12 protein-coding genes are annotated in these 13,303 nt (G+C 45.1%); 5 read left to right on the forward strand and 7 right to left on the reverse strand.

The window, feature by feature from the left end:
- Positions 1-102: 102 nt before the first annotated feature.
- Complete coding sequence (gene tkt / locus OX890_RS18855; RefSeq protein ID WP_268649735.1) at positions 103-2,097, reverse strand: transketolase; 1,995 nt, start codon at positions 2,095-2,097, stop codon at positions 103-105.
- A 400-nt stretch (positions 2,098-2,497) separates the two neighbouring features.
- Here tkt and metK point away from each other — a divergent pair, with 400 nt between their 5' ends.
- The gene (gene metK / locus OX890_RS18860; protein WP_006080333.1) at positions 2,498-3,649 is read left to right on the forward strand and encodes a methionine adenosyltransferase; all 1,152 of its coding nucleotides are present in this window, start codon (positions 2,498-2,500) and stop codon (positions 3,647-3,649) included.
- Between the two features lie 594 nt (positions 3,650-4,243).
- Here the strand turns inward: metK and OX890_RS18865 are convergent.
- Complete coding sequence (locus OX890_RS18865; RefSeq protein WP_107946627.1) at positions 4,244-5,257, reverse strand: IS110 family transposase; 1,014 nt, start codon at positions 5,255-5,257, stop codon at positions 4,244-4,246.
- Positions 5,258-5,867: 610 nt separating this feature from the next.
- Between OX890_RS18865 and OX890_RS18870 the strand changes: the two genes are divergently transcribed.
- Entirely contained in the window at positions 5,868-6,806 is a 939-nt protein-coding gene (locus tag OX890_RS18870) for a LysR family transcriptional regulator (RefSeq protein WP_006087342.1), read from the forward strand.
- Positions 6,807-6,919: 113 nt separating this feature from the next.
- Here OX890_RS18870 and OX890_RS18875 read toward each other — a convergent pair whose 3' ends face one another.
- Positions 6,920-7,411: a VOC family protein gene (locus OX890_RS18875; protein WP_006087343.1), complete on the reverse strand. Its 492-nt coding sequence runs from the start codon at positions 7,409-7,411 to the stop codon at positions 6,920-6,922.
- 973 nt (positions 7,412-8,384) lie between these two features.
- Here OX890_RS18875 and OX890_RS18880 point away from each other — a divergent pair.
- Entirely contained in the window at positions 8,385-8,789 is a 405-nt protein-coding gene (locus tag OX890_RS18880; RefSeq protein WP_011845882.1) for a GNAT family N-acetyltransferase, read from the forward strand.
- A gap of 38 nt (positions 8,790-8,827) precedes the next feature.
- Here the strand turns inward: OX890_RS18880 and OX890_RS18885 are convergent, their stop codons facing one another.
- Positions 8,828-9,178: a hypothetical protein gene (locus OX890_RS18885; RefSeq protein WP_012588480.1), complete on the reverse strand. Its 351-nt coding sequence runs from the start codon at positions 9,176-9,178 to the stop codon at positions 8,828-8,830.
- A gap of 80 nt (positions 9,179-9,258) precedes the next feature.
- Complete coding sequence (locus OX890_RS18890; RefSeq protein ID WP_126492678.1) at positions 9,259-9,801, reverse strand: GNAT family N-acetyltransferase; 543 nt, start codon at positions 9,799-9,801, stop codon at positions 9,259-9,261.
- A gap of 168 nt (positions 9,802-9,969) precedes the next feature.
- On the opposite strand from OX890_RS18890, the gene OX890_RS18895 reads away from it, so the two are divergent.
- Positions 9,970-10,986: a GGDEF domain-containing protein gene (locus OX890_RS18895; protein WP_126492679.1), complete on the forward strand. Its 1,017-nt coding sequence runs from the start codon at positions 9,970-9,972 to the stop codon at positions 10,984-10,986.
- A 100-nt stretch (positions 10,987-11,086) separates the two neighbouring features.
- Here the strand turns inward: OX890_RS18895 and OX890_RS18900 are convergent, their stop codons facing one another.
- Complete coding sequence (locus tag OX890_RS18900; RefSeq protein WP_006080327.1) at positions 11,087-11,317, reverse strand: hypothetical protein; 231 nt, start codon at positions 11,315-11,317, stop codon at positions 11,087-11,089.
- A 71-nt stretch (positions 11,318-11,388) separates the two neighbouring features.
- Between OX890_RS18900 and OX890_RS18905 the strand changes: the two genes are divergently transcribed.
- On the forward strand, positions 11,389-11,805 hold the full coding sequence (locus OX890_RS18905) for an META domain-containing protein (RefSeq protein ID WP_126492680.1): 417 nt from the start codon (positions 11,389-11,391) through the stop codon (positions 11,803-11,805).
- A gap of 122 nt (positions 11,806-11,927) precedes the next feature.
- Here OX890_RS18905 and OX890_RS18910 read toward each other — a convergent pair whose 3' ends face one another.
- Positions 11,928-13,262, reverse strand: a complete 1,335-nt coding sequence (locus tag OX890_RS18910; RefSeq protein WP_126492681.1) for a dicarboxylate/amino acid:cation symporter — start codon at positions 13,260-13,262, stop codon at positions 11,928-11,930.
- Positions 13,263-13,303 lie beyond the last annotated feature (41 nt).

Consider the following 13,303-nt stretch of genomic DNA (forward strand, 5'->3'; position numbering starts at 1 on the left):
CCTCTAAATACAAAAACGGCCTGCAAAAGATTGCAGGCCGCATTATACAGATTAACACTTAAAAAGTTTAACCTTTTGTATTGAATCTAATCCCTTGAGCGATTAGCCCAATGATTTTGCAGCATTCAGCACATTTTCAACGGTGAAACCGAAGTGATTCAATAGCACGTTACCCGGCGCTGACTCACCAAAAGTGGTCATGCCAACAACAGTGCCTTCAAAACCGACGTACTTGTACCAGAAATCGGTATGCGCCGCTTCGATAGCCACACGTTTAGTCACAGCGCGTGGTAATACCGATTCTTTATACGCTGCATCTTGCTTATCGAACTCAGTTGTCGATGGCATAGAGACTACGCGAACTTGTTTACCTTGCTCAGTTAATGCAGCTGCTGAATCCATCGCCAATTGTACTTCGCTACCGGTTGCGATCAGGATCAGTTCTGGTGTACCCGCACAGTCTTGCAGTACATAAGCACCTTTAGCCACGTTGGCTAATTGCTCAGCGGTACGCGCTTGGGCTTTGAGGTTTTGACGGCTGAAAATCAGTGACGTTGGCGCATTGCGACGTTGAATCGCAGCTTTCCAAGAAACCGCCGTTTCTGCCGCATCACATGGGCGCCATACAGCCATATTTGGCGTCATACGCAGGTTAGCTAATTGCTCAACTGGCTGATGCGTTGGACCATCTTCACCTTGACCGATAGAGTCATGGGTATAAACGAAGATGTTTTGAATGCCCATCAGCGCCGACATGCGGACTGCGTTACGTGCGTATTCCATGAACATCATGAAAGTTGCGCCGTAGTTGATGAAACCACCATGTAACGAAGCACCGTTCATAATGCCGCTCATGCCGAATTCACGCACGCCGTAGTAAATGTAGTTACCAGCTGGATCGTCTTGAATACCTTTAGAACCTGACCACAGTGTCAAGTTAGAACCCGCTAAGTCAGCAGAGCCGCCTAACAGTTCAGGTAACATAGCACCGAAAGCACCGATGGCATTTTGTGAGGCTTTACGGCTCGCAATACCTTCGGCTTTGTCCTGTGATGCTTGCACGAATGCCTGCGCTTTCTCTTCGAAATCAGCAGGTAATTCACCTTTCAGTACACGGCGATCGTATTCAGCAGCCAGTTCTGGGTAAGCTGCGCTGTAAGCCGCAAACTTCTCGTTCCATGCAGCTTCACGGGCAGCACCGGCTTCTTTGGCATCCCAACCGGCATAAACGTCAGCAGGGATTTCAAATGGTGCATATGGCCAGCCAAGGAATTCACGGGCTGCTGCGATTTCCGCATCGCCTAATGGCGCGCCGTGGCAATCGTGGCTGCCAGATTTGTTGGGTGAGCCAAAACCGATAATGGTTTTGCAGCAAATCATGGTTGGTTTATCGGTCACCGCTTTCGCCGCTTCGATAGCAGCACGGATTGCCGCGCTATCGTGACCGTCAACACCGGCAATCACATGCCAGCCGTAAGCTTCAAAACGCTTTGGCGTATCATCGGTGAACCAGCCTTCAACATGGCCATCGATAGAAATACCGTTGTCATCCCAAAATGCGACCAGTTTGCCTAGACCTAAAGTACCGGCTAATGAACAGGCTTCGTGGGAAATACCTTCCATCAAACAGCCGTCGCCGACGAAGCAGTAAGTGTAGTGATCAACGATATCGTGACCATCACGGTTAAACTGTGCCGCTAAGGTTTTTTCAGCAATCGCCATACCGACTGCATTGCTGATGCCCGCGCCGAGTGGACCCGTTGTGGTTTCAACACCTGGGGTGTAACCGTATTCTGGGTGACCCGGGGTTTTTGAATGCAATTGACGGAACTGTTTCAGTTCTTCGATGGGTAATTCATAACCTGTCAGGTGAAGTAAAGAGTAGATCAGCATTGAACCGTGACCGTTAGAAAGGACGAAACGGTCTCTATCTACCCATTTAGGATTGGTCGGGTTGTGCTTAAGGAAATCATTCCACAGCACTTCAGCAATATCTGCCATACCCATTGGGGCGCCGGGATGGCCTGAATTTGCTTTTTGAACTGCATCCATACTTAACGCACGGATTGCGTTTGCGAGTACTTTACGGGAAGACATGCTCTCTCCTGCTTGTTTGTGGGGTCTAGCGGGCAATTTGGATGCATATTTTCCCCTACATGCCAGTGTGACGCAAACTAAAATTATCATTCACTCAGCAAAAGATGGCCGAATCGTAAACTCGTAGAAACAAGCTAGTCACTTTACTGGCGTTTACTTGAGTGGGCCTCGCAAGGATCACTTGTAATAGAGAAATAAATTTCTCAAAAACATAGTAAACTTAATACTATGAAATATAAGTAAAATAACCATTTCAAGACTGAGCATAGTCGTTTTCAGGTCACAATCTGAGAGGATTTTTTCTCACTGGGGGTGATCGGCAATCGGATTTAAACTAAAATAGCCGTCTAGATGTAGATGCTTCTACACGTTTGAATGCTAACGACGAGATTTTCCTACTATGGCAAAGCACTTGTTTACTTCTGAGTCGGTCTCAGAAGGTCATCCCGATAAGATTGCAGATCAGATTTCTGATGCTGTGCTAGATGCAATTCTGGCTCAAGATCCAAAAGCACGCGTGGCGTGTGAAACTTATGTCAAAACTGGCATGGTATTAGTCGGTGGCGAAGTCACGACTTCTGCTTGGGTTGATATCGAAGAAATCACCCGTAAAACGGTGCGTGAAATTGGTTATACCCACTCAGATATGGGTTTTGATGCAGACTCGTGCGCGGTATTAAACGCCATTGGTAAGCAATCACCTGATATCAACCAAGGTGTAGACCGTGCTGACCCTGCTGAGCAAGGTGCAGGCGACCAAGGGTTAATGTTTGGCTATGCCAACAACGAAACCGACGTCCTCATGCCAGCGCCTATCACTTATGCCCACGCATTAGTGAAGCGTCAGTCTGAAGTGCGTAAAAACGGCACCCTGCCTTGGTTACGCCCAGATGCGAAAAGCCAAGTCACATTTGCCTATGATGATGGCAAAATTGTGGGTATTGATGCCGTCGTATTGTCAACTCAGCACAGAGATGACGTATCACAAGCCGACTTAATTGAAGGCGTGATGGAAACCATCATCAAGCCAGTATTACCAGCTCAATGGCTAAACAAAGACACTAAGTTCTTTATCAACCCAACTGGCCGTTTTGTTATCGGTGGTCCAGTAGGCGATTGCGGCTTAACCGGTCGTAAGATCATCGTTGATACCTATGGCGGCATGGCCCGTCATGGTGGTGGCGCATTCTCTGGTAAAGATCCATCAAAAGTTGACCGTAGCGCGGCATACGCTGCCCGTTATGTGGCAAAAAACATCGTTGCAGCAGGTCTTGCTGATCGCTGTGAAATCCAAGTGTCTTACGCTATTGGTGTAGCAGAGCCGACTTCTATCAGCATCGAAACCTTCGGTACGGGTAAAGTGTCTGAAGATTTGCTGATCAAGTTAGTACGTCAACACTTCGAACTGCGTCCATACGGTTTAACGGCCATGCTCGATTTAGCACGTCCGATTTATCAAGCGACTGCCGCTTATGGCCACTTTGGTCGTAACGAATTCCCTTGGGAAGCAACAGACAAAGCTGAAGCACTGCGCGCTGACGCGGGTCTATAATCGGTTTCGATTAAAACCCGTTAATATTGCAAAATATAAAAACCGCTACCCAGCGGTTTTTTTATGCCTGAAATTTGGGTTCCCCAAAGCAAAATCATTGTATCGCCAGTTGTGCATCATTCATTATCGTTTTCCCTGTGACTCACCACCTCTTTGTTTAACAAAAAGCGTCCCTGAGGGCTCAACTAAAACATCCTGTTTTAGAAGGCCACAGGTGCAACAATGCCAATCCTCCCCAACCCTCTAGCTGTTCGTTCAGCTAAAAAGCTATTACCCCAAAGCAAGATAACTTTATCGTCAGTTATGCAGCATGAATTGTCATTGTTTCCCCAGTGACTCGCCGTAAATATATATATGGACACCTCGAACAGATCAACCACTTTATGAGTAACAGAAAGTAATACTGCGTACGTATATCCGACCTGTTTGTGAGAATCTTTGTTCTCTGGCCTTAATGAGAACCGCGCCTTTGCTGCTTATCGTCCCTTCGGAGTTATAACTCCTTATACTCTCTCAGCATTTGCAAAGGCCGGTATTACCTGTTACTTCATTAATTGTGTTCGGTTTTTTAGGGTATGTTATTGCTTCATTTAGTTAACAGGCTCTGTACTCTGTTTTATAGTAGAGCATCGCCCAAATTATCCTCGCCAGTTTATTTGCAACTGCCACAGCTGCTTTTTGCTTGCCTCTTCGTTCAATGATATTTCTCGCCCATACAGACAGCCTATCATCGTTGTTTGTTGCGTAGCGTATGACAGACCATGCACCTTGAATTAACTGACGCCTTAGATAGCTGTTACCACGCTTGGTTATGCCACCTAATTTCTGTTTTCCACCACTTGAAAACTCTTTTGGAACGAGCCCTAAATTTGCAGAAAAATGTCGACCATTTTGATAACTGGAGCCATCACCAGCAAAGGATACCGCTGCTGTGGCAATAATCTCAGCGACACCTCGTATTGCGGTTAACCGTTTGGTATCTGGATGATTTCTTGCTTGTATCCGAATATCTTTTTCTAATGACTTAATCGAAGCATTTATGGCATAAAGCTCATCGAGCAATTCCCTAATGTAACGACGAGCGATAGTGGTAAGCGAGTTACTTGCATCTTCGAGTAACTCAGGAAGTGCTAGGTTAAGTGGATCACGACCTTTAGGGATAACGATGCCATATTCACTTAATAAACCACGGATCTGATTAGTTAATGCCGTTCTGACCCTAATACGGCGCTCTCGGATCCGATGGCTAATGATCACATCGACCTGCTCTAAAGATCTTGGTTTAACAAAAATGATGTTAGGACGTTGAGCCGCTTCACATATAGCAAAAGCATCATTGCGGTCATTTTTATTCCCTTTCACGAATGGTTTCACATGTTGTGGTGGAATTAATCTGACCTCAAAACCCTGAGAGATAAGTTCTCTGCCCCAATAATTTGAGCCACTACAGGCTTCCATAGCAATGACAGCCTCGGGATATTGCACAAGCGTTTTTAATAGTTGGGTGCGTTTAATTGTGCGATTAAATACCGCTTTCCCTGCTTGATTAACACCACAAACCTGGAGAACATTTTTTGCCAAATCGATACCAATTAGAGTAATTTTCATAGTGGACACCTTTGTTGATATTGAGCTTGCAGATTCAATATGGCGTTAATGACGCCTACTTTACAAGAGGTGTCCATCTCATCATCCCTATAGGCTCGACGACGGCATCCATGCCGCCAACGGTCACTGTTGCAACAATGCCAATCCTTACTAACCCTATCGCTGTTCGTTCAGCTAAAAAAGCTATTTGCCCCTAAGTGCGCCACGGCTCGAAGAACAGCCCTTTGTTATCTGATCATTTGAGATACTTAAAGTAATGGGTACCCAAAAGAAAGACCTGACCATGAGGAATTGCAAAAATAGTTACAGTGAATCAGACTTACCTAGTCTGGTTCACGCGCGAACGCGATCATTTTTCATGAGCTTTGGGCTAACAAATCTTTGCCCTATTCTTGGTTAGAGTAGAACCCCTAACTCATACTGCTAGTGCGTATTTGCCCTACCTCAAGTTATCCGTAAAAGTCAGCCTTTATAAAATTATTAGCCGTTTTGTAATCTAATCTCTAAATCTTTTCATTAACCTATTTGACTCTCTCTGGTTGAAGTTCGTCATGAGTTTGTGGTTCTCTCTGAGCGATAGGGACACAAAGGGTGATTTTCAGTATAATTAATGATTATTGAAAATGTATTTATTAATAATTATTGGTTTCTAACTATGCTCAATCCTATTTGGCTTAACACTTTTAAAACATTGGTCGATGTTGGACACTTCACCAAAACGGCCGAATTGCTCCACATGACGCAACCTGGGGTAAGCCAGCACATAAATAAACTAGAAGCTGCATGCGGTTATCCTCTAATAAAGAGATTTAACAAAAAGTTTGAGTTAACAATCTATGGGCGTAAAGTTTACGATTATGCTGTCAAACATTTTGAAGAAGAGTCTGAACTATTACAGAATTTGGCACACGACGAACCTTTCCGAGGTCGCTGTACTATTGGCTGTTCGGGAACTTTCGCCTGGTTGATTTATTCAGAATTACTTTCTTTGCAAACGAGTTATCCAGACTTATCCATTGAGTTAGAAGCAACACCAAACCAACGTATATTTGAGCAAGTACTACAGGGAAAATTGGATATAGGTTTAGTGACAAAAGAACCCAATCCTAAATATTTTGCGAGCCGTATTATTGGTGCGGAGTGTCTTGCTCTTGTGCTGCCACTTTCCGCAGACGAAAACTTATCTATAAATGAATTGTTAATGGAGTTGGGAGTAGTTCGTCATCCAGATTTGGCTCACTATTTCCAAACTTATGTTAATCAAGCCCACAATGATTTACTTAGTTTGGTCGATTTAGAGAATGTTTCGACACAAAGCTACATTAACCAAGTGCATCAAATATTGGTTCCTATAGCTAAGGGTATCGGTTTTACGGTGGTTCCTCGATGGTGCGTCAACCTGTTCGCAGCCAAAGAACAGCTAAAAATATTCAATATTACCGCAGAGATACAGGAGCCTGTGTACTTGGTTAGCAAACTTAATTCACCACTTGCTAGGCGTTATGAACAGATCATTAAAGTTATCGAGAACTCTTTTGATATTGGTTGATGTAAGTTAAGAACTACTATTCAGAAGCTATTAGCTTTTTGATCTTATATCTGACCTAGGAATGAATACAAAAAGGTTGGCATCAGAGCCAACCTTTTGTTTTACGTATTTACTTATTCATAGTCTGAAGCGTAAGTGTCTTCGTAAGAATGTGAGTAGAACTCAAACAGGTTGCCAAACGGGTCTTCCAGATAAACCATTTGTGCTTGTTTTAGCTCGTTTTCTGGATGGTAACGCATGATGTCCATCCGAACTTTACCGCCATACTCTTCAACACGTTTGATTGCTGTATCAAACTGCTCTTTAGGTAGCTGTAAGCAGAAGTGGAAGATACCTAGGCGAGCGAAGTCTACTTCATGACGTTCTTGACGATCTTTCATCTCAAACAGTTCAACGCCGATACCATCTGTTGTTACCAAGTGAGCGATGTTAAAGCCTTTAAAACCTTCACCGAATACCGCAATGCACATACGGCCAATCGCAGATTCTCGTTCTTCAATCACTTTAGTCTTGTTCATTACAATACGAAGACCTAGCGCTTTAGTATAGAATTCAACCGCTTTGTCCATATCACCAACCATAATACCTACGTGATTCATTTTCATAATGTGCTCCAATACATTTCTTTTTGTAACTATCGTTTCGATGGAATGGAATATATGGCTTAATCATTAGCAATTAAAATTATCGATATTTATAAAAATGATAATTTTAAATTATAATAAAGGTAAGGTGTTACATATCGCCGCCTCAGCGCGATCTAGGCTAGCACGAAAATGTCCAAAAATGAGCCAGTGAATCACTCTACACCAGACTGATTCACGTCAGCCGCTAAACCTCGTCCTATTGCCCTGTTTGCGGCTATTCTGGGGCGGTTTTTTCCCTTTAGATGAATCAAATCTCTAGAGAACTGATTCATGTCCCTGTTATGCCTATTCCGACTGGTTTTATCGTTTATTGATTAGTTTGTAGCCAAACGAAGCATTGCTAATAGAATAGCTAATCCGAATCTGGCTCATAAGAGTGAATTATCTAACAAGGTTTTGTCCAAAAGCTTGCTGGGTATCTCCTTCATACAGACTGGTTACACTAGTGCCCAAAAGGTGAGCAATGGTGATTGGCGAGACGACCGTCCGCCCCATGGACGGGGCGGTCGAGCATCCACGGATGGACTGGCTGCGAGTCGACGAGCGAATGCCATGGTAAGCCTGTGCAAGTGGATATTCGTAAACGCTAAACTTCTAACAACTGAAATTACTGCTCCCAAAACACTACTTTCCAACACATTTCTGTCCAAAAGTATGTTGTGTAATCTTTTCAATCCACAGGTTCCGTTAATACCAAAAAAGTGAGCCATGGTGATAGCGAGACGACCGTCCGCCCCATGGACGGGGCGGTCGAGCATCCAAGGACTGACAAGCCTGTGTGAGTGGATATCAGCAAACGCTAAACTGCTAACAACTAAAGTGACAGTTCCCCCGACACTACTTTCCACCACATTTCTGTTCAACATTGAGTTTACTGATAGTTGCTATATGATTTAAAAGCAAAAAATCCATTTTTAAGGAAGAAATTTAAGTGAAATTTGAAGTTATTCATGAAGAAAATAACGCGATTGTGGATGCGCTGGTAGACGGCGTTAGGCAATTTAATGCTGGGCTATTAGGGCCTGAGAAATCAGTGCCTTTGACTGTCATAGCACGTGATGAAAATGGCAAGTTGATTGGTGGTGTGGGTGGACGGACTATCTATAAAAACTTCTTAATCAATGTGGTCTGGGTTGATGACCAAACCAGAGGCACAGGGCTTGGGCATAAACTGATGGCGCTTGCTGAAGCAGAGGCGAAACAACGGGGTTGCTTGGTAGCTCAAGTGGATACCTTATCGATTCAAGCCCCTGTGTTTTATGAAAAACAAGGGTTTGAGATCATAGGCACAGTCACCACTACCCCTCAGCGCATCTTTCTGATGAAGAAGTATTGATCAAAAAAGCGATTGAGAAACTGACTGAATAAGCGCACTTAGCAATGGTCGAAATGGGCGTTTTGCATGCACAGTAGACCAATCTGCTCTTGAGATAAAATGGCGCACTCCAGCGCCTTTTTTGTATTCGCGCGGCTGACTTGCGCATCGCTCAGTTGCGTTATCGTCGCCGAATAGGCATTGGTTCGGCCACAATCGAGCCAAATATTCCCCACTTGTACCCAATAATGCTGCGCTTGTCCTGAATCGGAAACAAACTCGACTTCAAATCCCCTCGCCTCACATTCATGGTGAGCGCACTCAGATAGGACCAATCTCAAGTTGTCCCAAGCCGATAAATTGACTTCGGCATAGGCCGTTAATAGTGACTCAACAAATTGTACATTCATGTATTTATCTCCGTTATTTAACCTGAACTCGGGTTATTTACACAGTAGAGATTGAATCCTTAATTTCTATCATCGAACAACTAAGCTTGGGTCGTTGCCGCCATTAAATAGTAATCCCGCGCCGACACAGTAAAAAAATCCACTACCTGCATGTGCGCTTTTCCCGAGTGGGCGGCAAAGGAACGTTCATTATCTTCGGCGATAAAGGTCAACATATAGCTAAAATGCGGGGCAACTTGGCGACGAATTTCACTGACTAATGCCTCAAAAATCCCTTGTCCACGGTAGGCTTGCTGCACCCAAATCGGCCCGTATTGGCATGAATTGGTCTTAGTTAATTTAGGTCCATCCCAATCGAGTTGCGGCAAACGATTCAACAAAGTGCGATAAATAGGCCAATGTTCGAAAAATCCCCACCGGCCAGCAATCACATAACCGACGATCTGCTGCTCAACCTGCGCCACCACGACCCAATGATGATGCACTAATTCGCTCAGTTCACTGTGGGAAAAAGCTTGCCCTTGCAGTCCCATATTGGCGGAAGCTAGTTCGTCATTGAGATGTTTTTGCTCTAGCATCGCTAATAAATCAACATCTTGGGGTAAGGCTAATCTAATCTTCACAGTGTTCTCACAGCATAATGTTGGCTTTAGGCCCAATTTAAGGCCATCAGTATACTCGGTTGGCTTAGTAGGCACAGCTAGAACAAGGTGCTATTTAGTGCCTTGATTTGCTAAATCCCCTTTTATTTCCCAAACTTAATGGATATCTAGCCCTAGTTAGGCGTTTGTATGTTGCCCGAGACCATCAATCCCAACCTGAGTTTACTTGATAGCGACAATCAGCAAGTGAATCTCACTCGCTGGATGCACCAATGTGAGCTAATCAACAGCTATTACAACGCTAACACGGTTTTTATATTCCAAAAGACCAGCGCCGGATTTGAGATCATTGTCAGTGCAATCACTGAAACACCACAATTTACTGCGGGTACTTTGTACCCCGCAGAACTCGAACTTTTTCAACAGATACAAAACAGCCAACCCGACGGTTTATATCAAAACCTCGGCAGCTTTATGTTGGATGATTTACCACGGGATTTTGATGGCATTCAGCACATTCTCTCGCGCCCAATCGCTTGGCCCGATGGCAGCCAATTTGGCGCCCTGTGCGTACTCAACCCACATATGGCAGAGCCGCTAGCCAATGCCGCTATGCTCGAACCGTTTCAGATATTGCTGCAACAGGAATTATCTCTGCTGTGCCAGAACCATCGCATTGAATCCCTTTCGATGCGCGACCAAGAAACCGGCATGCTCAATCATTATGGTTTTTTGATGATGGCGCCAAGACAGCTCAATTTAGGCCGCCGCTTTGGTGCCCATGCAGGCATCATCTTCTTTGAATTACTGAGCCCAGATAACACGCCCATCCCCCTCGAAGATAATCACCACAGGCTGTTAGGCAAATTGATCCAAGATACGATAAGGACCGCCGACGTAGCCGCCCACTACAACACCACTCAATTTGTGGTACTGGCCTTTGTCGATGGTGAGCGGGATATTCAGCATATTATGAAGCGGGTAGAAAAACAGTTAGAACAACAAAACCACCAGCTTAAACTCGATGCGAGTTACAGTTTCTTCACTCCAGAATCCAGCGCAAAACTCGCGCCCATGATGGAACTCGCGCGGGGCAAACTCGATTCAATGCAACCACCAAAGCCTGAGGTTGAAGATACACCAGTTAAGCCCGCCATAGACTCAAGCTTATACGATAATTCCGCCGCAGATTCGGCGGCGCTTTAAGTTAATGAAGCAGTGATTTAACGAAGCGATAGGTTAACCGAGCTTAGATTTAACGAAGTGGCGAGTTAACGAGGTTTGGGTTTAATTACGCAGCAAGAAATCACTTAGATTGCTCATCTTGGCGCTTCGCCCACTGGATAAACAGCACTACGGGATAGGGTGACATTAGAACCAACCCTAAGCCAATCAGGCTTGAGATCAGTAACATGCCGCTTATCTCTAGACTCCATTGCGTCAACATATAGAACCCAAGTCCACAAACTAGCATCAATACACCTAACCAATGTAAAAACTTCAACAAATTCATAGTACTTTTAAATGAGTCCGTCATATAAACCTCTTTAGATCTTGAGCAAAACTTGTCACACTATGGCCATAACCATGGAAAAAGGAACCGTAACGATGTTAAAACAAACATTCATCTTAGGTGCGCTACTGTTGGGACTCACCGCCTGCCAAAGTACCGATGTCGCCCAAAATGAGACCATTCCATTAGAGGGCAGCTGGCACATTGAGATGGTTCAAGGCCAACCGACTATCGATTACAGCCCAGCGCAAATCACCTTTGAGGCCGAAGGCAAATTACACGGCAACAACAGCTGTAATAACTTTTTCGGTCAATATACTCAGCAAGGCCAAGAGCTTAAGCTATCTCCTGCCGGTAGCACAATGAAAGCCTGTGTCGATGCGCTAATGCAACAAGAGCACAAAGTGATGCAAACAATGCCATTAGTGGCTAAAGCTAAGCTAGTGCAAGGTCGCCTGACGCTACTCAACAGCGACGACAAGCCAGTGCTGATCTTGAGCCAACTGAAGTAAGCGAACTGAAGTAAGCACAGTGCAATAAACCCAGTGTAGTAAGCTTCAACAAAGAAAATTTGTCCGCATAAAAAAACCGCCATTGGCGGTTTTTTAGTTTCACAGCCAGCAACTGAAGCCAACTAGACTTTGGCGCTATTCTCCGCTGCCGTTTCAAGGGCGATATTCTGCTCGGCTAGCACGGCACTTTGCTCCATGTCGGCATTGTAATGCGCCATATCCAGCTCATCTTCAGACTTGGCAATCACAGTTGTCGCCACTAAGTCACCGGAGACGTTCACCACAGTGCGCACCATATCTAAAATACGGTCAATCCCCGCTATCAATGCCACCCCTTCTAAAGGCAGCCCTACAGTTGTCAGCACTAACGTCAGCATCACTAAACCCGCACCGGGAACACCCGCAGTGCCGATAGAAGCCAAAGTCGCGGTTAAAATAATGGTGAGATAATCGACGACAGTCAGGTCGATGCCAAACGCCTGCGCCACAAACAGTACAGTAACGCCTTGGTATAACGCAGTGCCGTCCATATTGATGGTAGTGCCCAGCGGTAACACGAAGCTAGAAATCTTCTTATGAACGCCTAGGTTTTCACTCGCGCACTTCATGCTTGCAGGGAGCGTGCCCGCAGAGCTAGACGTGGTAAACGCCACTAACATGGCGTTGCTAATGCCTTTAAAAAACTGCAGCGGACTTAACTTCGCAAATCCGCGCAGCAAAAAACTATAGAAACCCAGCACGTGGATAATACAGCCAAGGTATACGGCTATGATGACTTTGATCAGGGGCCAAAGCATATCAATACCATACTCTCCCGCCACCCAAGCCATTAGCCCAAAGACGCCGTAGGGTGCGAGTTTCATCACCATATCGGCCAGTTTATACATGGCTTCGGCGAGGCTTTCGAACACTTTAATCGCAGGTTTACCGTGATCGCCAATCAGCACTAATGCGATACCTAAGGCGATGGCAAATACGATGACTTGCAAAATTTGTCCGCTTGCCATGGCCGCAATCGGATTTGTCGGCACTATATCAACCAAGGTATCGACTAATGAAGGCACAGCTTTGGCGGTTTGAGTCGCGCCTTCTGCCAGCGTTAATCCTAAGCCTGCGCCGGGCTGCAATACATAACCAACAAGCAGGCCGATACTGATCGCGATAGCCGTGGTAAACAGATAAAACCCAAAGGATTTAAAGCCGATACGCCCCATCTTGCCGGTGTCTTGCATCGACGTGACGCCCACGATCAGCGAGCAAAACACCAATGGCACGATCAGCATCTTTATGGCATTAACAAACAAGGTGCCAAGCGGTTTTAAGCAAGTGGCTTGCTCACCAAAAATAACGCCGACAATAATGCCTAGCACCATACCAATAACAATTTGCAGCCACAGCGGCACTGACATCCAGCGAGACCAAACACGGCCTAATGCCGACGACTTAGGTTTTGTCATATTCATAACCTTGAATTCGAAACTATGATGGGGCAAAGACC

Origin of the sequence: Shewanella sp. DAU305, assembly GCF_026802235.1 — a bacterium.
In the GTDB taxonomy this organism is placed as follows: domain Bacteria; phylum Pseudomonadota; class Gammaproteobacteria; order Enterobacterales; family Shewanellaceae; genus Shewanella; species Shewanella baltica.